Genomic DNA, 23195 nt, shown 5'->3' on the forward strand with positions numbered 1-23195 from the left:
TAAAAATGTTTTATTGTTTTTTGACATGTTCTATTCCTCCTCTAAATTAATAACCAAATTTTATCATATAAGATTATTTTTGACAGTTAGATTTTTTTACAATTTTCTACATAATTAAAAGCATGGAATTGTAAAATCCATGCTCTTAGTGGAATGTCTTTTATTAAAAATTCCGATGTTTCTGCTGAGCTCTAGTATCCAATCTGGTTGTAAATCAACTCAAATTTTTTCCCGAATTCATTAGAAAATTCACTAATATCTTCCCCATCAAAGAATTTCATGTTTAGGTCAAAAGCTATTTTCTGCAACTCATCAAATTCTTCTGACATACCTAACTTGGCTATTGCTTCCTCAAAATAATTAATGTAACCAATGCTGGCAAAGGCGATATGGGAAACACATTCGGTTTGATTCGCAAATGTTTTACAGTATTCTGAATTAGGTTGAAGATGTCGATATGTTTCTTTTAAATAAACTTCTAGTGTTGCATATTCAGTTACAGAAATTTGATACATTTCACTCTTGGGATTTGAACGTAATGCGGTTTTAATTTCATAAACTTCCTTTGTTATCGTATCAAGAATTTGAAAAGCCGTTTCTTCAGTAAATTCACTAGATAAAAAGAATTCGAACAGATAACCACCATCTATAAAGTCAAATGATGCTAGAAGGTACTTTCCATTCGTATTTTCAACAATTGAATACCAGACCGGTACTCCATTAATAAGTTTATTGTCTTTAAATTGGTTTTGGTTACTAAAATTAGAATAGGTTATACGGAAGTCTATTTTTCCATCAAAACGACCATAAACCAATTCAAGATTAGTTTCTTCAGTACTTTCTTCGACTAATTCACCAATATTTCTGGAATACTCTACGCTTATATCACGTTTATGGCCACCTGGTCCTTCCATCAAAGTTACAGCCGATATTGTGTAGTCTGCAAAAGAAGGATAAAACACTTCATAACCATAGATTGATTTCGTTTTTTCATTTATAACACTTATTGCTGGATCTAAAGGGACTTTGAATTGGTCATCAACCGGTTCTTCCTCCTGAACTATACTCGGATCATACCCATGTTGCTGTGGTTTCCCCATAAAATCTACTAACTTTGGGCTAAATAAAAGGAGCACTACGACTGCAGCAGCAACGAATGAGAAATAGTATTTATAAGGAGTCTTTTGTTTTCTTTCTTGATTCAATGATACTAGTATTTTTTCCTTTTCCGTTTGTGATACTTGAATATTCTTAAGTACAGTCTTATTAAAGGTGTTTTTCAGATCCTTTAATCCTCTTTCCATTCGTACTCACTCCCTTCCATACTCTCCTTTAATTTTACGCGAGCCCTATATAATCTCGTTTTTACAGTGTTCACCTTTATGTTCATTACTTGGCTTATCTCTTCAATACTTAGTTCTTGATAATAATATAGAATAATAACCTCACGAAATTTTAATGGTAATTGTAAGACCTGTTTACTTATGTAGATATCTTCTAATTTTGAAATCATTTTATCTTCGGGAGTATCTATTTCATATTGACTATCATCTATTTTCTCTTTATAAATTAGGTTTCGAAAACTCCATCTCTTCAAAGCATCTTTACATTTATTAATTGTTATTTTGACAAGCCACGTTTTATAGCTGCTTTCATATCTGAATCCTTCCAGATTGCGATAACATGAAATAAACACTTCTTGCACAATGTCTTCTGCTAAGGAATGGTCCTTAACATAGAGATACGCTAATCTCTTAATCTCAGTCCCATAATCATCTAAAAGCCTTTCAATGATAAGGACTTTATCATCAGATATTGATAATTCATTTATGTAATCCTCCACTGTATTCCCCCCTTTCACTACAATAGACGACACACCTTAATTAGAGGTTCCCCTAAGTCAACTTAATTTTCTTCTATTTAGTAAGCGAGTAGTTTGTCCATTTACTATTTTCCGTTAGGTATGTATCTTATTTCAAGTATCATTATTACAGATGTGCCAATATCGTGAACCCCCTATTTTTGTTTTTCAAAAAGTTATATTATGATTGTTGTACTTACAACTTGGAAACATCAGAATGTCGGAGGCAACAGTAAAATGGGGTTTATTGAAGAATTACTAGAACAGCCGTTATTATTATTATTTTTAATATTATTTTTGGGGTCGTGGATTGGACAAACAAAGATTAAAGGATTGAGTTTAGGTTCAGCCGGTATCCTTCTTATTGCAATGACATTTGGACACTTTGGCTATCAAGTATCCCCTATTGTACAGAACTTTGGACTTAGTTTGTTCATTGTGGCAGTAGGCTTGCAAGCCGGACCACGCTTTTTCCGAATGATTCGCTCTAGTGGAATTATATTTGGAATCATATCAATCATCATCGTGATCGTTGCAGCTATAACAACGATTATTGTAGCTAAGGTATTCGATTTATCAGCAGCCCTTAGTATTGGTATCATGACTGGAGCGTTGACAAGTACACCAGGACTTGCAGCGGCTCTTCAGGCTACAAATGACCCGCTCGCATCAGTAGGTTATGGTATAGCCTACCCATTTGGAGTTGTTGCAGTCGTTCTTTTTGTACAATTACTGCCAAGAATACTACGCGTTGATTTGGAGAAAGATTTACAACTGAAAAACAACCCGGTGAGAAATGAAGAATCTCCGGAAGTAATGACGATAGAAGTTACGAATCAATCTATCAATAGAAAGACATTAAGTGAGCTTAAATTTCAAAAGCGGAACTCAATCGTAATAAGCCGTGTAATCCGTGGTCATAGGAGCATTATAGCGTTAAATGATACAGTAATCTTAAAAGGAGATCGCCTTGTAACAGTTGGCGAACGCTTAGAACTGAATAAGTTTTGTAAATTCGTAGGAATTGAAGTTCCCACGTCACTTCAGAACGTTGATCATATAAAGCTTCGAAAGGTAGTTGTTGATTCTGAGGAAGTTATCGGTAAAACGATCAAGGAATTGAATTTACGTAAGGAGTACGGAGTGACCGTTACACGTATTGAACGAAGCGGTATCGAGTTCAGTCAAAATGCAAAAATGCGTTTAGAACGTGGCGATGTGCTAACAATTGTAAGTAGTGAGGATCGCTTAAACGATGTTGAAAAGCTTTTTACAAGAAAAAAGCTATTGGTTACCAATGTTCATATTTTTTCGTTAAGTATTATTCTTTTACTTGGAATTTTATTAGGAATGGTCCCGATCCACCTTCCCGGACTTGGAACAATAACTCTTGGCGTTGCTGGTGGTCCGCTTTTTGTTGCTCTAATCATTGGTCACTTTGGGAAATTAGGACCTATTCAAGCAAGATATTTTCAGCCATCTAATCAAGTAATACGCGATATTGGGCTTGCCTTATTTTTAGCAGGAGCTGGAACTACTGCCGGTTCAGGCTTAGTAGATGTCATTCAAGAAGAAGGACTTCGATTGGTACTTGGTGGCGCAATTATTACGCTCCTTCCAATGATTGTTGGATTTTTTATAGCGCGTAAATTCTTCCACCTGAGTATTGTTCATTCATTAGGAGCACTATGTGGCGGGATGACAAGTACACCAGGACTTGGTTCTGTTAACCAATTGATTGACTCAGAGGACCCGGCAATTGCTTATGCAGCAGCTTATCCTTTTGCACTAATATTAGTAGCGGTCATGTCGCAGTTGTTGATATTTTTCTTTTGAGGTCTAGTAAAAAAGTAAAAAGTATTGCAATTCTAGTTACAACTGAATTGCAATGCTTTTTCATTTCCTTAATCAATTGCCATTGGGTACTTGTTCGATTGGTTGTTCTACACCTTTTTCTAATAGCCAGTCTGACAGTTGCTGAAAAACTTCTTGTTCATTTTCAACCATTTTATATCTCTTCTTATCACTTACAATGTATCCTTTTTCATTAATATCTAAATCATAATTAAGTATTTCTCCGTTTTGATTTCGATAGAACACATGCATGCTAAAAGTATTTCCATCATTTCGAATGTTTTTACTTCCAAATGATCTTGTATACGAAACAGAGTCGAATATCTGAATCATTTGCTGAGGGGATATGTCTTTGTCGTTAAATTCAATCAAGTAAAAATTTGGCCAATCACCATTAAAGTTACTAAAATAAATATGTTCTATTTGAGTCGAATGTGGTAGTACACTTTTTGATGATAAGGGAAAAGAAAAATAGAATAGCGTTGTAACGATTACTAGGATAACTAATAATAGAGCGATTATTGACTTTTTCAATTTGGATACTTCTCCTTTTCAGACTTTCCATAATTCTTATTAAAAACAAAAGTATATATACATATATTCTGGAAAACTTTTCAATTCCCTTCTTCATCAAAAAAGCGATAATCCTTCTATGATTATCACTTCCGATTGGTTAGTTATCAGTTTTATTTGTATTCCACGCTACAGCTCCAAATATTGCTGCTATGATTAAAATAATCCATTTTATTACGTTTTTCATCTCTGCACCTCTTTATTCTGAAGAAGTTAATGTCAAAAACTCTTCTATATCCTTTACACATAACTTTATTCCTTTTTCCCAGAAATCTACTGAAGTAATGTCCTCATTTAGATGTTTCTTCACTAAATCTTCTATGGACATACTGCCTGAATCCCGGAGCAATTCTATATATTTCTTTTCAAACTCTTTGCCACTTTCTTTTGATTTTGAATAAAGGCTTAGGGAAAATAGGTATCCGAAAGTATATGGAAAGTTATAGAATGGCGATTTGGTTAAATAGTAATGTGGTGTCCAAATCCACGAGTGTAAAGAAGCGTTTTCAAATGACCCTTCATAGGCGGTATCAAAAGATTCTTGCATAAGTTCATTTAAACGTTTCGAAGGTACGAATCCCGATTTACGTTCTTTATAAAAGGTCTTTTCAAACAAGAATCTAGCATGCATATTCATAAAATTCATGACACTGCGCTTTATCTTTTCATCAAGTACAAACAATTTCTCTTCGGTGGATTTCGCCTCATTTAATGCTGCATCTAATATAATTTGTTCTGAAAAAGTAGAAGCAGTTTCTGCAATACTTAATGGATATTGCCTATTCAATCCATCAACGTGTTTCATGGCGTAATTGTGAAAAGCATGACCTAATTCATGTGCTAAAGTTAGAACATTCGTGATACTCTCACTGTAGGTCATAAATATTCTTGATTCCCCTGAAAGAGGAAAATTTGCACAAAATGCAACAGCAGACTTATTCGGCCGATTTTCAGCCTCTATCCAGCCATTTTCAAAAGCCTGTCTAGCGAAACTTTCTAATTCATTTCCGAAAAAACTATAATGCTTCAAAATAAAGTCAACCGCTTCTGGATACTCTATTTTTTGATTACCTTTTCCTATAGATGCCCAAAAATTGTATGACTGCATCTTACTATCGCCATTCATCGCTGCTTTTTTATTCAAGTAATTGATAAATGTTTTTTTATAATTGCTTACAGCAGTCCACATTGAATGTAATGTTTCCTCTGTCAAACGATTATCATGTAAAGGTTCGATTAATACATTCTCCAACCCTCTTTTTTTGTACACTTGTAAACGAAAACCCGCAATAGAATTTAAAATTAATGCAAAAAGTTCTTCTTGCTCTTTCCATATTTCTTCTAATGCAAAATGAGCTGTTTTACGAACTTCTTCGCTTGGATGAGAACGCAATTGGATGGTTTGACCTACGGATAACTCTTTGGTTTCTCCTTCTATATTTACTTTAACCTTTATACTTCCTACCGTTGAGTTATAAAGTTGTCCCCATGCATGGTAACCATCAACCATCAGGACTGAAATTAATCTTTCTTCTTCCCCAGGTAGATATGTATCTGCTTTTTTACTCCATTCCTTAAGTAAAAACTTATAGTTACTTAAAGCCTTTGTCTCTAATGCCTCATCCCATTCATTTTTACTAGTATTCAAAATAACATTCTGCAATTTCTTTACTGTCGACTCATATCGAGCAGTAATTGAAGATACTTGCCCTCGAAGAGTAATAGCTTTTTGATCTTTTGGGTTTTGTGCAATAAGACAGGTTATAAAAGAGTTGGCTTGAGATAGACTAATAGAAACCTCACCTATCTGTTTAAGTATGGATTTAACTGTAAATGAATGCTTTTCTTCTAGTAGATTAGGAAAATCATGCACTTTTTCTTCTAATTCAATTACCAAGGTTTCAAGTTGTTTTATATGACTATGAAATTGAGATGACTTACTTCCTTCTAGATACAAATTATCAAGATTCCAGTTCATTGAATATAGCGTTTGAGTCATTTGTTCCCCCAGAGTACTTTTTTATCAATCGAACGTATATTCTTATAATAACATAATATGGAAATAGTTGGGGTATTTTCTTCGATATATCTTACTGTAACTCTCGATAATTTTACATCTAACAATGAACTAATTTTTGAATCCATAAAACACTCCCCAAAATATACTACAATGAATTATTAACATCTTACTATTCAAGTCAATAATCACTTATTATTCATTTTTCTTAAATAGAGCAGTCCATAATCCATTTACACCGAAAACTCCTTTAGATGGTTCTAGTTCTTTCATTTTTCTTATTTCAATCACTTCAAAATCACGAAAAATGCTTCGCAATTTTTCTTCTGTGAACCCTAAACCACCTTTCAGACTACGTAGCTTATAAACTTCTAAGTCAGAAATTGAAGCACCCCCAAATTCTCCACCTTCAACGAAGCAAGTAATAGCAAAGTGGCCGCCAGGTTTTAAAGCTTCCAATACTAACTCTATATAACTCATCCTTCTATGGGGAGCTATATGATGAAAGCAGCCTGAGTCATAAACAACGTCATATGTACCTTCTGCAATTTCTAACTTAAAGATATTTCTAGTAATAAAATTCACGATAACGTTCCTTTGCTTTGCCCTTTCAATCGCCCAATCAAGTGCTTCTTGTGACATATCAACTGCGTCGACTGTGCAACCTTTATCAGCAAAATAAATAGCGTTTCTGCCCGGACCACAGCCAAGATCAAGGACTTTTCCTTTGTTGATGAGATTTTTATCAAAATAGTTTACTAAGTTCTCATCTGGAGAATCTATAAAGAAAGGTACCTTCCGTTCACGAACTGAATAAAAATCATCCCAATTAAAACTAGATTCTTCTTGAAGTAATTCATCCAACATTTCTAATAAATCATCATAATTATAAATAATTTCCTTCAATATTATCCCCTCTTTCCTATACCTAATTTTAACAAAATATTACAAAATACTCTGTAACAGAAACATTAAGTGAAAATTAATTATGTTTGTTCAAATATAAGTAAAAAGGGGTAATTTTTGCTTTTAAATAGCCTTTATAATTGAATCTGACCATTTAAAAAGTTTTTGAGGGTATCAACCTTATTTAGATAACAAATTGTTTCAGGAAGCAGAAAAACAGTTAATATTAGATCCTCTTGTTAATTTTTAGCAATTAATTATTACAAACATTTCAATTTTATTACAAAGGAAATCGACTAATAATTAACCAAGACATTAAAAAAGGTGCTACACCATTATGATAGTTAGCACCTCTAATCCTGTTATCACTACTTATTTCAATTGTTTGATCATTACATCTTCAGCAATTATTGAGAACTCTGAAAGTGGATTATCAAATAATACGCCTAGTTCAAATTGCTTGTTTTCACAAACATATACTTCATCATAAAGCCAAAATGCCCCCTCCAAATTACGAGACATTGTTACCTTCTTCACACCTGTAAAGGTTAGTTGAATATCTGTAAAATAGTGAAAACCTCCACTACAATCCAATATCATACTCAATGTATCAGTAGAGTCATACTTTATTGACTTTATAGATGCATCGTGTAGTGATTTCTCATGTAATTGAACAACATTTTTAGGAAGTTTATTCTTAATCGACTTAAAATGATTATTGTATTCTTGATAGATTCTTTCCATTCTTTCATCATATTCTCTTAACCATTGATTAACCTTTTCCCTTAATTCTAGTGTTGGGTATTCTGAATTAATTGTTCCATCATGTATGTATGGATGAAGTGATTCGGGTAGGTACTTTAATAAGTCACTTTTTCGTGATTCGAGGTCTAGTCTAGCATTCTCTTTATAATCAATACCCTCTTCCTCATAATATTGAATCATCTCATCCCATTCTTCTCTTGTTTCAGGAAATGCCATGAATCCATTTACCTGCATCTCGTTATACCAATCGATTGTAAAAAACCTCATTTGTATCTCCTCCAACTGTATCTATCTAGTTGACAATTCTTAAAAAATAACACCAATTACCCATTGAACGATAAATGCAAATACAGTAGTTATAAGTATGTCAATAGCAATCATTTTCTTTTTCCGAACCTCATATTTTGAATCTAAAAAAAACCTAAATATATAAAATACTGTAAAGGCTCCCAGTAGTTCTAAGAAATTAAAATACATAAACACTCTCCATTAGCCTTAATCACAACCAGTTCATAACAGTATACCAAGCTATCGTATGTACTCCGTAATTTTCCGAATCACTTCTTGATAGAAAATTTCTTGATGTGGTACAAATTTTTCCCTAGATACCGTTTGATCTACCATTAGCTTATTTTTATTTTTATCTATCGCAAAGCCTTGCACCTCAATTTTATCTTTTGTACCGAACCAGAGCTCTGTAAAATCTGTAAATCTAGCTTTTACAATACCTGATACTTCATCTGCTTGGAGTGTAAAGTCGTCGAATGTATTTTCACTCTTATATAAAAATACATGTGCCAATTCATTATCAATGAAATCTGCTTTCTCAGCGCAATATTCCATAATACCCAACACAATTAACTCCTCGAATGCTACATCTATTCCGATTTCTTCTTTTATCTCTCTAACACCATCATTTACATTTTCATCTGCCATTAAATGTCCGGCGGATGTAATATCTAGTAAACCAGGATAGTCTTTTTTATCATCACTTCTCAGTTGAAAGTAGATATAATCTATTCCCTGGTCATTACTTATAAACCAGCAATGAAATGTTTCATGCCAGTATCCGTACTTGTGTACCTCTGCGCGAGTCGCTTCTCCGATCATATTTCTAGCTTCGTCAAAAATTTTTAGTGTTTCTTGTTCTCCCATTGCACAAACATCTCCATTATAGTCATTTACCTGTTTCTTATTCATAACGTCATTGCAGAAGACTACAAATCAAAACTAAAGTTAGTATTATTTATCTTATCTATATTTAAAAATCTATAAATATGTAATTCTCTTTAATTGGTGTTTCTCCTTCTAACTAAAAAACAAAAACAAACTTTAGATAGTAAGCATTTTAGTCACAAGAAAGATGGCCAAATTCCACACTTTTAACTGGGGAATTTGGCCTTTTAATGCACACTATATTTTATAACCCTTATTTGTTTACTTTTCATTCGAAAACATATCAAGAAACATATTGTTTGTTTGGAGAAGATTTCTATATTCTTCTTCTGGAAGTGGTTTGCTGAACAAGTACCCTTGTATATAATGGCACTTTAATGATGTTAAACAAACCCATTGTTTGACTGTTTCAACACCCTCTGCAACAATTTTGATACCTAAGCCTTCTCCTAACATGATAATTGATTTCACTATCGCAGCGTCTTTTTCGCTTTCATTAATTTGGTTTATAAAAGAACGGTCAATCTTAATAAAATCCACTTTGAATTTTTTTAAATACCCAATTGACGAATAACCTGTACCGAAATCATCAATGGCAATTAATACCCCTATTTTACGTAATTGGTTTATAGATCGTAGGCAGATGCCATCGTTTTGGAAAAGCGCATTTTCAGTGATTTCAATTTCAATGAGACTTGCTGATATAGAATATTTATTTAAATTGTCGCTTATATTTTTTACTAAGTCTGCCCTCATCAACGTACTTGCTGAAAGATTTATGGATATTGGAACAAGCTTTAATCCAGTTTGTTTCCATGCACTTAGTTGGCTACATACTTGTTCAAAAACCCACTCGGTTATATCATCGATTAACCCAGTTTCTTCGGCTAGGGGAATAAATTCTTTCGGTGAAACGATTCCCCATTGTTTGTGATTCCAACGAATGAGTGCTTCTGCACCAACAATTTCACCTGTAAATGTATCAACTCTTGGTTGATAATGTAGAACAAAGTCTTTGTTTTTTATTGCTTTTCTTAACTCGTTCTCCAATGTATATCTCTGAAAGGAATTACTATTTAATGCCTTGGTAAAATACTGTGCATTATTTTTTCCGAGTTCTTTTGCACGGAATAAGGCAATGTCCGATTTCATTTTTAATTCTTTTAACGTTTGTCCATCATCAGGGAAAATACTAATACCGATACTTGTTGTGATATGCAATTCATACCCATCAATATAGAATGGTTGTTCAATTTCTTTTATAAGTTTCTTTCCAAACTCACTTGAATCATTTACATCTATATCGATTTGCAAAATAGCGAATTCATCTCCGCCAATTCGAAAAACAGTATTAGGTACTGATTTCGTAGACAGTCTTTTAGCAACTTCACATAGTAATAAATCACCAATCTCATGTCCTAATGTGTCATTAATATATTTGAACCGATCCATATCTAAATATAATAATGCAAACTTCTTGTCCTTATTTGTATAATCTAAAATTATTTCGTCGAGTTTTTTATCGAATAGCCTTCTGTTTGGCAGTTCAGTAAGATAATCATGGAATGCATTAAAATAGATTTCTTCTTCACGGTGCACTCGTTCGGTAATATCAAGAATGATTCCATCAATCCGTTCAATATCTCCATTTGAATTTTTGATAAGGAATAATTTATCCTCAACCCATTTGACCTCACCATGGTTATTTATGATTCGATACTGTAGTTGCCCTTTTTCCCTTTTTAAAATTTCTTTGAATTTAGCTTTATAAGTTGATAAATCATCAGGATGAATATAATCTACCCACTTCAGCTCACCAGAAAAAAGTTTCTCTAAATGAATGCCTATTAAATCCGCAACGGCTGGGGAACCATATAAAACTCTATTTGTAACATAATTAAGTGAATACAAACCTACCTCTGCATTTTCTACAATCGTTTTAAATCTACGTTCACTTTCATATAACTTATTTAGTGTCATAACTTGTTCAGAAATATCATAAAGTACCCCTATTAATCGAATGACCTTACCCTCCGTATTTTTTTGAGCGGCAGCTCGAACATGAACAGAAATAATTGTATGATCTCCTTTATATACACGGTATTCAATATCCATCAAATTTCCGGTGGTCTTTGCTAATTGAAAAGCAGCATCGACTCTAATTCTGTCATCAGGATGAACCATTTCAATAAGGTTTTTGTAGCGAGCGAAAGAGTTTTCATTCTTTTTTAATCCTAACAGGGTAAATAGTGAATCTGAACAATACACATTATCGGTTGTTATGTCATAATCCCAGCTCCCAATTTTTGCTACCTCTTGAGCCAGATTTAGACTATTCGTAATCCTTAATAGTTCTGCTTCTTTGTTATCATGTTCTGTTAAATTTTCAGCAATGATATAGCATCCGATTATTTTTCCAATTGAGAAAATAGGCAGGTTTCTAATTCGTAAATGAACCGGTCCTCCGGAATGTTGTTTAAACTTACATGTGAAATTCTGTTCTTCTCCTTCAATAGCCTGTTTGAAATGAGAAAGTACTTTTTCAATATTTTCTTCTTGTACCAACGTTCTAATTGCTACTTCTACAGTTTTTGGTCGAAAGCCTATAAATTCTTCAGCCTTTTGATTTACATTAATGATTGCCCCATCTTTGTTAACGATAAGTACGGCATCAGGATAAATAGTAAAGAGGTGGGAATACATATTTAATTCGTTATTATCTGTGTTTCGATTTGTAGAATCATCAAGCACAACGTTTCCCCCTATTAACTACATATGATTACATTATTTTTTACCGCATTCTCGATAACATACAGTTTTCTCAATATAAATCATGAATTATCTAAAAAAAGAGAACAACTCCACTAAGGGTTGTCCTCGCAATCAACCGATTGGAAGTTAATGTACAAGTTCAATTGGTTCATAAAATATAAAAAAACCATCTCTTGTATGTACACTTACAAAAGAGATGGTTTTGATTATCAAGTTATTTCAATTTTACTGGCGTGACAACTGCATACGTGTTTTCGAACTGGTTTTTAAGGTTCACTTCAATAACCTTATATCCTTCAACTGTTGAAGAACTAATCTTAGTTGTTGTATTCACTTGGTTGTTATTCATTCTACTCTTTCCTTCCATACATTTTTCCTCACACAAGAATCAATATATGCAGGAAGTTCTAGTTTGTGCATCATTTCAAAAAAATAATTGTAAATGAGCGCTTTACCCAGATTAAACCAATAAATCATTTGCTGCTTTTATATCAATGGCTTTATTACAAATGTTCTTTAGAACGATTGCAAAAGTGGCGATTACAATTGATAAAAAAGTAATGATAATTCCGATAAGTAAAATTCCGGGATTCTGAGCTCCTTCAATATTGAGGATGATAAAACCTACTACATACAATGAACTAATTAAAATAGCACAGACATTAATTCGATTAAGTGCAAGAACAGCTAAGTTAGAAAAGGCACTGTTTTTATCAATTAGCTGAAGCAGTCTATATCCTTGATATAGTGCGAAGAAAAACGGAAGAGCAGTCAGGTATATCCCAATTAACAGTGGGTATTTTAAATGTGCAAATTCGGGATACATCTGTTCCAAGACATTGGCCTGCCATGGCAACCAATAAATACTTAAAGCAAGAACAGTTAGTCCAAAAATAATAATTGCAAATTTTAAAATCAGCGTTGGGATTTTTTTCATGAATTACACCTCGTATATACTTTTTTATCAATTCTAATACAAAATTTATTGTTTATCAATAAAAAAATATTATTTTTTAGATTAATCTTATCAAAAAAAGACTTGAAGGATTGTTGGTCTCCAAGTCTTTGTTATTTAAAGAATTATTTTACTGTTATTTCTCCATCACCGCAAAATAATTCTCTTCGTTATCTGCGAAGTTAAATACTCTGCCAGATGGCATATTTACTATATCTCCAACTGTTATGTTTTTATTTTTAAGGTTAGTGTGTAGTTTATCAAGATCCTCTGTAAAAAACATTAGCGACGGTGTATCAAGATTCACACCAGGTGACATTTTGGCAACAATTTCCTTGTTATGTAGTATAATGCTTGTTTCCGCACTCTCGTTTGGAGCAATTTCATACCATTTCATTCCTTGACCCATATCTTCTTCAGATATAATGATAAATCCTAATTCTTCTGTCCAAAATTTCACTGAAGCTTCTTGGTTATTCACGTACAACATAATTTGCCCAACTTTACTAAACATACATTTTCCACTCCCTTAAAAGAAAAATTACCTACATAAATTTAGTATAGTCACTACTATGTAATAATTTAACATTTGAGCATTTATTGCTAATTATGAACTTGAAGTTTGTTACCACTCGGATCAAAAAAATGAAAGAAATAATGCCCATTATCTTCTTGGAGTTCATCTACTTTTACATCTTTCTCAGCCAAATAATTATGTAATTCTTGAATTTTGGAAGTGGTGAAACCTACTGAAAACTCAGGTTGGTCATTGATAGTAAAATGGCCTCTGGAATGTGTATCTGCTTGAACTAAAACTAATAAGGGACCTGATTGTAACTCTATTACAGCCAAATCACCTCTATTATGACGCAACTTAAAACCTAAGCACTCAGTATACCAAGTTACGGATTCAGTTAGATCAACAACAGGTAGCCTAAAATAATGAATATCATTAATTAAAGATTCTTCCACTATATTCACTCTCCTAAAAAGATTTTTACTATATATATTCACTAGAAAGCTGTAAAACCCTTTTAAAGAACTCAGAAAATTAGTAGTAGATATTATCTCATTTTCATATAGCTTAGTTGAATAAGTCTTTTGCATTCCCTTTCAAAAAAAGAAGCATTAATCCTACATGGATTAATGCTTCACTTAGTCAATTCAAACGACATTCTCTATTTCTATTTTCTTACCTTCTTTTCGTAACTCATGATATTCAGCAGCAGCTGTGAAGAGTACGTCAGTTGATGAGTTTAGTGCAGTCTCAAATGAATCTTGTAAAACACCTATGATAAAACCAACCCCAACCACTTGCATAGCAACATCATCAGGAATTCCAAACAAACTACAAGCTAGCGGAATTAGTAAGAGTGAACCGCCAGCTACACCTGATGCGCCACAAGCAGCTAAAGTTGCTACAACACAAAGAAGTAACGCAGTAGGTATGTCTACTTGAATACCCAATGTATGGACAGCAGCAAGTGTTAACACAGTTATTGTTACAGCGGCACCTGCCATATTGATCGTGGCACCTAGCGGAATAGATACGGAATACGTATCCTTATTCAATCCTAGATTTTCACACAGCTTCATGTTTACAGGTATATTGGACGCAGAGCTGCGAGTAAAGAATGCTGTAATACCACTTTCCCTAATACATTTAAAAACGAGTGGATAGGGATTTTGACGAATTGCTGTGTAAACGATAAGTGGATTAGCGACAAGTGCAACAAATAGCATACTACCTATTAAAACAAATAGTAACTTTCCATAGCCTAATAGTGATTCAAGACCATTTGTCGTAATAGATTCAAAGACTAATCCCATGATTCCAAGTGGAGCAAATCGAATGATCCAAGTAACAATTTTAGAAATGGCGTCTGAGAGATTAGTTAACATTGTTTTTGTAGTATCTGCAGCATTTTTTAATGCGAAACCAAGAAGTACAGCCCAAGCTAATATTCCGATGTAGTTTGCATTATAAATCGCTTTTACAGGGTTATCTACAATATTAAGTAACAATGTTCGTAGTACTTCTACAATACTACCTGGTGCTGATAAATCTTCATTTCCTGTTCCAAGCACTAAAGTAACAGGGAACACAAAGCTTGCTAAAACTGCTAGTAAACCTGCTGAAAAAGTGCCTAATAGATATAAAATAATGACAGTTTTCATGTTTGTTTTATGGCCGCTTTTGTGTTTAGCAATAGCCGCTATCACCAATACCAGTACTAAAACAGGAGCAATAGCCTTTAAGGCACCAACAAATAGTGAGCCTAATAGTGCGATGGGTTTTACTAGATCAGGAATGGTTATTGCAAGAATTACTCCCAAACACAATCCAATAAATATTTGTTTCACTAAGCTTACTTGTCCCCAATTTCTCAGCAGTCTTTTCATATGACTTCCCTCCACTACTTATGTTGAATACATTAATTAGTTCCTGGTTAATTAAATTATTCTAGTAAACTGCAAGTTCAATATATTTATTATTTGATTATAATGTGTCCGCCTTATAAACACAATTGTTTTTTCTATAAATACACTTTGGGTTTTCACTTCATCTAGAGAATAAAAAAATAGTCCGATTAAATGGACTATGGAAATGGCTACTATACAATTTTAGTCGGTACTAGTAAAGTTCATGTGGCAAATCTGTTTCCTGTAAATTACTTTTGTTGCAACTACACTCATATTCCTTAAATGTATATTCCTGAAATAATCTTGTTTCTTTAAAGTCACTTGTATCAGATTCATAAACTTTAACCAAAGAAGCAACATCACTTTTGGCAATTACCTTTATTTGATCTTCAATACCTATTGATGATTCCAGGGGATAATAGTTCATATCTTCATATAAACTGTTGTGTTCACAAACATCGTAGGTAACTGCAATATAATACTTTTTCATAGGTGTCCCCCATACTAACCATTTATTTGTTTATCGTTTTACTTAATGATCTATTGGTTGTTCGTAATATTGAGATATTTCCCATTTTAAGTCTTTCTTTAAGATAAACATATAAATAGGATTAACTACAGGACTTTCGGTAAAATATAGCTTTTTATTGACTTTTATTCTATTCTCATCAAATCCTATTATATATTTGTCCTTAGTTGTTGTTTCTATTACTAATGTATTGTCAAGTATTGGAGGTGGTGGTGGATTGTACAGTGATATCTCCTTCTTGAGCTTTATTTTTTCATTTATAATACTATTTATCATTTCTTCATTTTTTATAGTAACTTTAGCAGTTTGCTTTGTTAGACCTAATTGAGTATAAACTGTAATTTGTTCGACAGTTTCCTCTTTTTCTATTAAATTTGAAAGAACTTCTTGATAAGTAGTTGTTCTTAGAAACTGAAATAAGAAAATACCCACTAGTATCAAGATAGCTAGTGTTACACGCACTGCTGTGCTTTTTTTCATCTGAACAGGAACCCCCTTAGACAGTTATCTCTTCTTCAACATATGGATGAGCATATAGTCTATATCAAAATCAGCTTTAATACTGTTCGCAAATTCAATGACAGGAATATCTAAATATAATCCTGTAACATCTACTATAGGAAATTCATCTGCGGATAGTCTGAAATAAACCATAACTTGGGATTTCTCCTAAAACTTCACACCTCTATCAAAATGTTTACTCACTTGTATTTTTAAATAAATAAATTCCAGTTGAGCCAAATACACTAGTTACAGCAATTAAGGTGATTACAAACGTAACCTTCGAGGCAATTATTCCTAACCACACTATCTCAATAACTAAAAGTAAGCCCCAGAGAGTAAAAAATGCTTTTACTAAATCGTTTTTCATAGTCTCACCTACTAAAAATATTCGTTTAGCCCTATTTATGAAGGAAAATACTCCATTGGCTCTGTACTGTGAACGTACCCATTTTTCTTATAAAAGTCTACAGCTTCGTCACTTGGCCAAACCATTACAAATTCATAGTTGTTTTCTTTAATCCAATTATTTACTGAAGCTAGTAATTTTCCTCCAACACCTTTATTTCGATATTCCGGGATTGTATATACGTTTGTCATATAAGCAAATGGATATGTCGTTCTACCTGGGCGTGGTACTTTTTGTATTAATTCTATAAATATATGAGACACAATTCTATGTTCTTCCTCTGCTACCCATACAAACCATTGATCACCAGAAAGTGCATTTTCTAAAAATGTTTGAAGTTTGTTTTCAAACTCATCAAAAGATGCCTTCCCTTTTTCTTCATCAAATTCAACAGTAAAATCCCATCTCATCTGTGTTAATTGCTTAACGTCCTTAACTTCAGCAAGTCTAATTTGCATCGTTCGTTTACTCCTTTTTATTCCATGTCTTTCCCAAATTCAAACTCTGTTTCGATCTCCCAATACTTCGTTAGGACATTTCCTTTTGGTATGATAAATTCCACTATAACTTCTTCATTTTCATTTTCAAATTGTAAAAAGCCGTGAGGAACATAGTCATACCTAAAGCCATTCTGAGGGTTATATGTTCTTGGACTATCATTAATAGTTTTCATTATGTTTTCAATCTCAGTTTTATCTGTTATTACACTCTTTGATTCTCCAAGTTTTGTAATCGTTACTTTATCATAACTGCCCTCAATAATTCTGTGATTGAATGCCCAAAATAAGGCTACGAGAATAAGCAGAAGAACTAGTATAAATAGTCCTAAAATATTTCGTGTTTTTTTAGTCAATATTGATTCTCCATTTCTCTTTAGCATGGTAAAATCTGTCTACAATCATTTAGTTGTAAAAGCTTTTTTATGTAATCTTTCCTTTATACGATTGCATTTATTTAAGTGCAGAAAATTATGTCTTGTTGCCGGCATAAGTATAAGGCCACCGACTGTCTTTTTACTCCAGTATTCTGCCAACCATTTAGAACTTTGTGATACTGCATTTTCATCCATTAGCCTCTGGATTCTCATCGAATCAACTTTCATTTTGAATTGTCCAGCTTCTAGTGAAGTTATCACTTGTCTCGTCTGTCTTCCAACAGCAGCACGATACGATAGTAATGAATGAAAGCTGATTTTTGAACTTACATCAGCAATTTCTGATTCGCTCATATCATTACCTGAGTGCGGAACATCAATCTGCAGCTTTTCAAGCCATCTTCCCTCATTCAGAACTTGTTGACCATTGGCGACCAAGATATTCATAGTCATATCCTCAATTCGGGAAATGTGCCAAATATGCCAAGCAATCGAGTTTTTCGTATCAGGATTGGCTACAGGGTAAGCTCTAAAAATAGATTCATCTAGATTATCAAATACGGAATCTTCTAGTGTAATTTGATTTGTATTCGTGATAGATGATGAGTGTAGTAGTGCATGTTGAGAGAGAAATAAACGTAATGTTTGCTCGTGTTCTTCTGTCTTATGTATGATGTTTGTTAGTTTCTTATGGTTCTCATTCCACAACTTTCGTTTGTGTATATCCATTGAAATCAACTCATTTCAAATTCTAATTTAAACTAATTGCTTTAATCGCTTATGCGCGGAGTGAATTGTTAGTCTGTGATACGCAATTAATGTATGCTTATAAATTACGCCATAAATCCCGTATGGAGTTGGTGAAAGTCTCATTAACTCATCTCTATTCTGTATATCTATTATTTCAGTTTGAATACCTAATTTAGCTGCAGCTTCCTTGACATTTTCAGTAGCTATATCAACAAATGGGCATTGTTGTGTTCTGAGAATGGTGAGATTATCAAAATTAGTAAGGCGCGTGTCCCAATCCTTTGGAAAGTACGGATTTGGAGAATCTCCAAATTTGTATACGAGTAATTCAAATCCGTAAGGTGCATGGTCTACTTCAATAAAATTATGTTTAATAAATATGTCTTTGCTAGGTGTCCAAGAAGTATCCGGATTGGTTACAACGATAACGCCAGGCTTGTTTTGTTCTTTTGCGTCTTGAATGCATTTTTCAATTAGTTTTGATGCATATCCTTTTCCTGTAATATGTACCCAAAGACAATGAATCACAAGATAATTTTCTCCATAGACTACCCTTGAAGAGCTTTCAATTGGCGTGTATTCAATAAAACCCGCAGGTTTGTTATTCTCTAGTAAGTTTATATATTTTAAGCCTTCATTGAACCTTGTTTTAAGCCAGTTATTTTTATTTACATAGCCATCTGATTTTGGCTTACTGCGAAGACAATAACACCCACCCTCGACATTTTCCTCGTGTAACTCTACCAGTTCGACTTGTTCTATCATATTTCCACCTCGCATTGTTTGATTACTAATAATTTCAATTAGAAAACTCTGCGATTGCCGAGCCTTAAGGCGACAGCAGAGTAGTAGTTGCACTTATGCAGATAGGAAAGGATATTATTCTTTCCTATCTGTCAAAAAAACGTATAACTGTTAAAGATATTTACCTTTTAATGGGAACGTATAAATCAACTTTTACTTTTCCTTTTGGGTCATCTGATGGGTTATTCATGCTAAATTCAAGATTATCTCGATCGAAATCAGCCTCATAATTACTAGTAGGCAACCACTCACCAAACACGTATTGGTAAACAAGATTTAATTTATCGGGAGAATCATAGAATCGATATACGGCATAACAACCACCTTCAATCCTCTTGAAACCAATATCATTGTGTTTCTCTTTATCAAAACCCTCTGGAAGTGTAACACAAGCATCGTGTCGACAATTCTGTGCTTCAACCAAATTAGGATTATCTAAGGATATACCTAAAAAAGAATGATACGGAGGGAAAAGGCTATTTCCAATAGCCCATTTCATCAGCTTTTCCCAATGGTCTTGCGGTTCAAAATAACTTCCAATTCTTCTAAAAAAAGCAACCTCAAACTCAGGTAAATCCTTAATTTCAATTTTCATTGCAATGGCCCCCTAGTGTTAGGAATTATTTGTAATTGATTAAAGATTCGAATCTATATTTAACGTAAGATTTCTAAGAAGTAAGAGATTCATATATATCCCCGATGATGCCATCCATTTGATGTACACCTAATTCTGTATTCGTCATAATTACAGCACCCGTTCCTATGTAGGGATTTGCGAACAGCATACTTTGAAAACCGACTCCCCATCCAAGTGAAGTAATTTCAAGTTCGTTACCAGCTCCTTCTAAAAATAGACCAAGACCTGTCCAACTTTTCCCACCTTGTCCAGTAATCATATCCTTAGCTAACGTTTTAGAAATCCCTAACTTACTCTCACCATTTAGAGCATTCATTAACTCTAAGACTACTTGAGATAAATCAGACGAAGTTGTCCATACTCCAGATGCTGCTGGATAGGGATAGATTGGATATTTTGGTTTTACTACTTGGCCCTTTTTGTTATGACCTGAGGAAAATAGTTTCTGTTCTGGTATTTTTGTATCAACTCTACTATTATCCATCTTTAAAGGCTTAAATAGATGTTGAAACATTACTTGTTGAAATGATGTGTTCATTACATCTTCTATTACTTGTTGAATAATACAAAATCCTGCATCTGAATAATGAAATTCACTACCTGGTTCATACTTTACTTCGATAGGTAAATTGCAATAAGGTGTTGTTCCTCCTAGTATTTCCATCATAGAAGGTACACCATCTTTCACCTTCCATTCACCAAAACTATCTTCAGGGTCTATAATCCCCGCTTGGTGACTAAGCAAGTGTCGTAACGTAACACGATTTGTAAACTGGTTATCAGGCACTTTCCAGGAAAATAAACTCTTATTTACGTCCTCATCTAGATCAATAATTCCCTCCTCAGTCAGTTTCATTACTAACATTGCCGTTACAAACTTGCTAATCGAACATGCACTGAAAATTGTTTGATTCGTAACACCTTTTTCAGTATCTTTCTCAAGTATTCCAAAACTTTGGGTTGAAATGACTTGTCTATCTTCAATAACAGAAACGCTTAAACCTTGAACATTAAAGTCCTCCATACTTTTTTGAATATCTATATTTCTTATTTTCATATTTTCCCCTTTACTTTTTTAAGTAACAATTTAACAAGGACATATGTTTTATTAAATATATTTAGGTGTTTTAAACCCATTAAAAAATTGCGCTAGGGGTTAACACTATTAATGTGTTCTTAATAGATTTTACCAACGGATTAAAAAATCATTTTACTAGGGCTTACATACTGTTTTACATTGTAGAGTGTTTAACTGATTATGAATAAGAGCATACTGTTTAGTAAAAAATGGAAAGGCCTACCGTTATGTACTTACTTTTGGTGATCGTTGTTTACGTGGTATTTGCCTACTTTTTTGTTGACTGGAAGAATTGGAAGTCATACTATCCTACCATTCAGTATTTTATTATTTGTAATTTGTTATATAATTTTATCTTTTATAACCATACCTTATGGAGATATAAGGCTGTAACAGTAGATTGGTTAAACCACACTTTTATTGATATTGCTTTTTCATTTATTATTGTTCCTGTTGTAATTATGATCTTTTTAAGGTATTGCCCAAAAGGGAAAAAACAATATTTATATCTAGCCCTTTGGATTGCATATTTTACAATTATTGAGTATCTATTCTACAAAAAAGGGCTCTTTATATACGAGAATAATTGGAATCTCTTTTGGTCTGGAATATTTAATCTGATTCTTTTTACTATGGTAAGACTACACTATAAAAGTCCGTTAAAAGCTTTAATCGTATCAATACCATTAATAGTGGTCCTATTACTGTTGTTCCACCCTTCACTTTCAGAATTAAAATAAGCTTCCAGGTGATGAAATGGCATCCAATCAATTATCAACACCGATTTTCTTACTATTATTATTTGCAATATATATTGCTATGTGGATTTATTTATATAAACGGAAAGAGTAATACACTACGCTTGTTTAGATTTATAAACAACCATTCCAACTACTAAAATAAAACTAATACTAAGAATAATCCACATGGTGCTTTTCCCTGTAACATTACGTATATCAAATTGCGCTTTGTGAACATAATCTGCCTTGACAAAGTGATTTTTTTTTATTTCTACTGCAATCGCTTCCTTTATCGGAATACCTTGTATCTCAAAATAAGGTGTCCCTATATCGTAAGCATTAGAGGCTTCTCCATAATAATCTCCGGAATATTCATCCGCTTTCGTTTGAACTTCTCCTATTTGTTTCACCAACTCGTTTTTCTCAATAGTAATCTCTTCTTTTACCTCATAAACCTTCCCGTCATGTACAACAAAGAAGAATGCTCATGTTAGTGCGCTAATAGAAGACACACAAATAAGCTGTAATACGATACATAAACAGATTATTTTTTTCATATCAATTTCTCACTTCAACCGCTAAACGACGTTCCCAGTATACGTTTAACAACTTTTTCCTCTTCAACTTTATCGAAGTATTCAAAGAATCCAATACGATTTCCCCAAGGATCGTAAAATGTACACCATTTAACAGGTACTTCCTCTCTCGATTGTATCTCAAAGTCAACAACTACTAATTCTCTCATGAGCCTCAGTTTTTCCGCTTCAATATCTACCACTCCTAAACGTAAAAAACCGCTATTTTCTGCGGGTATCCCTTCAGCAATTTGTACCCAGCAACCAGGGATAATTTGCCATTCTGCAAACCCTTCATGCGGCACAATATCCGGTTCTCGATTAAATAAAACTGTATACCACTTTTGTCCCTCTTTCATGTTTCTTACACGCACTTGGATCGTCATTTCGAAAATCATGTTATCCCATCCTAAAAGTAGATTTAATTAATCTATAATTCTATCCAAAATCTCTTAATAACATTTCCGTCTTCCTCGATAAAGTCAGAATCTCGAAGTCCACCATTGTTTAAAATTGTTTTCTCAGACCCTATATTCGCAGCATCACAAACCACAAGTACTTTTCGAATACCAAGTTCCTTTGCCTTATCCAACGACAAAGATAAAAGTTTTGTTGCATACCCTTTTCGTCGTTCAGAAGGTCGAATACCATAGCCGATATGCCCACCACTGTTAGTTAGGCTATCTGTTAAACTGTGTCTTATGTTTACAGCACCAATCACCTTTTTATTCTCATTTATTAACCAATACGTTGAATCAGGTACCCACCCTTCAGGTAGATTTTCACCTTTCTCCGAATCAAACAAAGATTGAAGCATTGCTTGAAAATCTGATGGGTCTTTACTGATTACCCAAGGTACCATCGTTTCTCCACTTTCTTTCCACTCTTTATAAAAAGAAAGATATTCATTTTGATAGTGAATTGATGGTCTGATTAAGTACAATTGTTCCATTTCGTACACCCTTTTACTTAGTTTTTATTACTATTCGATATAT

29 protein-coding genes are annotated in these 23195 nt (G+C 33.4%); 2 read left to right on the top strand and 27 right to left on the bottom strand.

What is annotated here, in order from left to right:
• Window positions 1–191: 191 nt before the first annotated feature.
• Window positions 192–1304 (bottom strand): hypothetical protein, encoded by a 1113-nt coding sequence (locus AB3M96_RS18600; protein ID WP_412969109.1) that lies wholly within the window; start codon window positions 1302–1304, stop codon window positions 192–194.
• Entirely contained in the window at window positions 1289–1843 is a 555-nt protein-coding gene (locus AB3M96_RS18605) for a sigma-70 family RNA polymerase sigma factor (RefSeq protein WP_412969110.1), read from the bottom strand. Before AB3M96_RS18605 ends, AB3M96_RS18600 begins: the two co-directional genes overlap by 16 nt.
• Before the next feature lie 201 nt (window positions 1844–2044).
• On the opposite strand from AB3M96_RS18605, the gene AB3M96_RS18610 reads away from it, so the two are divergent.
• Entirely contained in the window at window positions 2045–3697 is a 1653-nt protein-coding gene (locus AB3M96_RS18610) for an aspartate:alanine exchanger family transporter (RefSeq protein ID WP_412969112.1), read from the top strand.
• Window positions 3698–3769: 72 nt separating this feature from the next.
• On the opposite strand, the gene AB3M96_RS18615 is transcribed toward AB3M96_RS18610, so the two are convergent.
• From AB3M96_RS18615 to AB3M96_RS18720, 22 genes are all read right to left on the bottom strand, one after another.
• Entirely contained in the window at window positions 3770–4249 is a 480-nt protein-coding gene (locus tag AB3M96_RS18615) for a hypothetical protein (RefSeq protein WP_412969113.1), read from the bottom strand.
• A gap of 238 nt (window positions 4250–4487) precedes the next feature.
• Window positions 4488–6287: a M3 family oligoendopeptidase gene (locus AB3M96_RS18620; protein WP_412969114.1), complete on the bottom strand. Its 1800-nt coding sequence runs from the start codon at window positions 6285–6287 to the stop codon at window positions 4488–4490.
• Window positions 6288–6500: 213 nt separating this feature from the next.
• The gene (locus AB3M96_RS18625; RefSeq protein WP_412969115.1) at window positions 6501–7211 is read right to left on the bottom strand and encodes a class I SAM-dependent methyltransferase; all 711 of its coding nucleotides are present in this window, start codon (window positions 7209–7211) and stop codon (window positions 6501–6503) included.
• 372 nt (window positions 7212–7583) lie between these two features.
• Window positions 7584–8243 (bottom strand): DUF4085 family protein, encoded by a 660-nt coding sequence (locus tag AB3M96_RS18630; RefSeq protein ID WP_412969116.1) that lies wholly within the window; start codon window positions 8241–8243, stop codon window positions 7584–7586.
• A gap of 39 nt (window positions 8244–8282) precedes the next feature.
• Window positions 8283–8453 carry a hypothetical protein gene (locus AB3M96_RS18635; RefSeq protein ID WP_412969117.1) on the bottom strand — a complete coding sequence of 57 codons (171 nt, stop codon included), beginning with the start codon at window positions 8451–8453 and terminating at the stop codon, window positions 8283–8285.
• A gap of 51 nt (window positions 8454–8504) precedes the next feature.
• Window positions 8505–9176: an NUDIX hydrolase gene (locus tag AB3M96_RS18640; protein ID WP_412969118.1), complete on the bottom strand. Its 672-nt coding sequence runs from the start codon at window positions 9174–9176 to the stop codon at window positions 8505–8507.
• A 237-nt stretch (window positions 9177–9413) separates the two neighbouring features.
• Entirely contained in the window at window positions 9414–11903 is a 2490-nt protein-coding gene (locus AB3M96_RS18645) for a sensor domain-containing protein (protein ID WP_412969119.1), read from the bottom strand.
• A gap of 235 nt (window positions 11904–12138) precedes the next feature.
• Window positions 12139–12291, bottom strand: a complete 153-nt coding sequence (locus AB3M96_RS18650; protein WP_412969120.1) for a hypothetical protein — start codon at window positions 12289–12291, stop codon at window positions 12139–12141.
• 93 nt (window positions 12292–12384) lie between these two features.
• Window positions 12385–12861: a DUF2975 domain-containing protein gene (locus AB3M96_RS18655; RefSeq protein ID WP_412969121.1), complete on the bottom strand. Its 477-nt coding sequence runs from the start codon at window positions 12859–12861 to the stop codon at window positions 12385–12387.
• Window positions 12862–13015: 154 nt separating this feature from the next.
• Entirely contained in the window at window positions 13016–13393 is a 378-nt protein-coding gene (locus AB3M96_RS18660; protein ID WP_412969122.1) for a VOC family protein, read from the bottom strand.
• A gap of 89 nt (window positions 13394–13482) precedes the next feature.
• Window positions 13483–13851, bottom strand: coding sequence for a VOC family protein (locus AB3M96_RS18665; RefSeq protein WP_412969123.1), 369 nt, complete (start codon window positions 13849–13851; stop codon window positions 13483–13485).
• 192 nt (window positions 13852–14043) lie between these two features.
• Window positions 14044–15282, bottom strand: a complete 1239-nt coding sequence (gene sstT / locus AB3M96_RS18670; RefSeq protein ID WP_412969124.1) for a serine/threonine transporter SstT — start codon at window positions 15280–15282, stop codon at window positions 14044–14046.
• Window positions 15283–15514: 232 nt separating this feature from the next.
• Window positions 15515–15793 carry a hypothetical protein gene (locus tag AB3M96_RS18675; protein WP_412969125.1) on the bottom strand — a complete coding sequence of 93 codons (279 nt, stop codon included), beginning with the start codon at window positions 15791–15793 and terminating at the stop codon, window positions 15515–15517.
• 42 nt (window positions 15794–15835) lie between these two features.
• Window positions 15836–16312, bottom strand: a complete 477-nt coding sequence (locus AB3M96_RS18680) for a hypothetical protein (RefSeq protein WP_412969126.1) — start codon at window positions 16310–16312, stop codon at window positions 15836–15838.
• Window positions 16313–16336: 24 nt separating this feature from the next.
• The gene (locus tag AB3M96_RS18685) at window positions 16337–16486 is read right to left on the bottom strand and encodes a hypothetical protein (protein ID WP_412969127.1); all 150 of its coding nucleotides are present in this window, start codon (window positions 16484–16486) and stop codon (window positions 16337–16339) included.
• A 43-nt stretch (window positions 16487–16529) separates the two neighbouring features.
• Window positions 16530–16703, bottom strand: coding sequence for a hypothetical protein (locus AB3M96_RS18690; RefSeq protein ID WP_412969128.1), 174 nt, complete (start codon window positions 16701–16703; stop codon window positions 16530–16532).
• 35 nt (window positions 16704–16738) lie between these two features.
• Window positions 16739–17200 carry a GNAT family N-acetyltransferase gene (locus AB3M96_RS18695; protein ID WP_412969129.1) on the bottom strand — a complete coding sequence of 154 codons (462 nt, stop codon included), beginning with the start codon at window positions 17198–17200 and terminating at the stop codon, window positions 16739–16741.
• A gap of 17 nt (window positions 17201–17217) precedes the next feature.
• A complete protein-coding gene (locus tag AB3M96_RS18700) occupies window positions 17218–17595 on the bottom strand; it encodes a hypothetical protein (protein ID WP_412969130.1) in 378 nt (125 codons plus the stop codon).
• Window positions 17596–17640: 45 nt separating this feature from the next.
• Window positions 17641–18345 carry a DinB family protein gene (locus tag AB3M96_RS18705; RefSeq protein WP_412969131.1) on the bottom strand — a complete coding sequence of 235 codons (705 nt, stop codon included), beginning with the start codon at window positions 18343–18345 and terminating at the stop codon, window positions 17641–17643.
• 27 nt (window positions 18346–18372) lie between these two features.
• Window positions 18373–19131: a GNAT family N-acetyltransferase gene (locus tag AB3M96_RS18710; protein WP_412969132.1), complete on the bottom strand. Its 759-nt coding sequence runs from the start codon at window positions 19129–19131 to the stop codon at window positions 18373–18375.
• A gap of 160 nt (window positions 19132–19291) precedes the next feature.
• Window positions 19292–19765: an AraC family transcriptional regulator gene (locus tag AB3M96_RS18715; RefSeq protein WP_412969133.1), complete on the bottom strand. Its 474-nt coding sequence runs from the start codon at window positions 19763–19765 to the stop codon at window positions 19292–19294.
• 73 nt (window positions 19766–19838) lie between these two features.
• The gene (locus AB3M96_RS18720) at window positions 19839–20864 is read right to left on the bottom strand and encodes a serine hydrolase domain-containing protein (RefSeq protein WP_412969134.1); all 1026 of its coding nucleotides are present in this window, start codon (window positions 20862–20864) and stop codon (window positions 19839–19841) included.
• A gap of 263 nt (window positions 20865–21127) precedes the next feature.
• Here AB3M96_RS18720 and AB3M96_RS18725 point away from each other — a divergent pair, with 263 nt between their 5' ends.
• The gene (locus tag AB3M96_RS18725) at window positions 21128–21625 is read left to right on the top strand and encodes a CBO0543 family protein (protein WP_412969135.1); all 498 of its coding nucleotides are present in this window, start codon (window positions 21128–21130) and stop codon (window positions 21623–21625) included.
• A gap of 116 nt (window positions 21626–21741) precedes the next feature.
• On the opposite strand, the gene AB3M96_RS18730 is transcribed toward AB3M96_RS18725, so the two are convergent.
• From AB3M96_RS18730 to AB3M96_RS18740, 3 genes are all read right to left on the bottom strand, one after another.
• The gene (locus AB3M96_RS18730) at window positions 21742–22035 is read right to left on the bottom strand and encodes a hypothetical protein (RefSeq protein ID WP_412969136.1); all 294 of its coding nucleotides are present in this window, start codon (window positions 22033–22035) and stop codon (window positions 21742–21744) included.
• Between the two features lie 161 nt (window positions 22036–22196).
• Window positions 22197–22598 (bottom strand): VOC family protein, encoded by a 402-nt coding sequence (locus AB3M96_RS18735; RefSeq protein ID WP_412969137.1) that lies wholly within the window; start codon window positions 22596–22598, stop codon window positions 22197–22199.
• Between the two features lie 32 nt (window positions 22599–22630).
• Window positions 22631–23152, bottom strand: coding sequence for a GNAT family N-acetyltransferase (locus tag AB3M96_RS18740; RefSeq protein WP_412969138.1), 522 nt, complete (start codon window positions 23150–23152; stop codon window positions 22631–22633).
• Between the last annotated feature and the right edge of the window lie 43 nt (window positions 23153–23195).

Source organism: Ferdinandcohnia jepli (assembly GCF_047246645.1).
Lineage (GTDB): Bacteria > Bacillota > Bacilli > Bacillales > Bacillaceae_L > Ferdinandcohnia.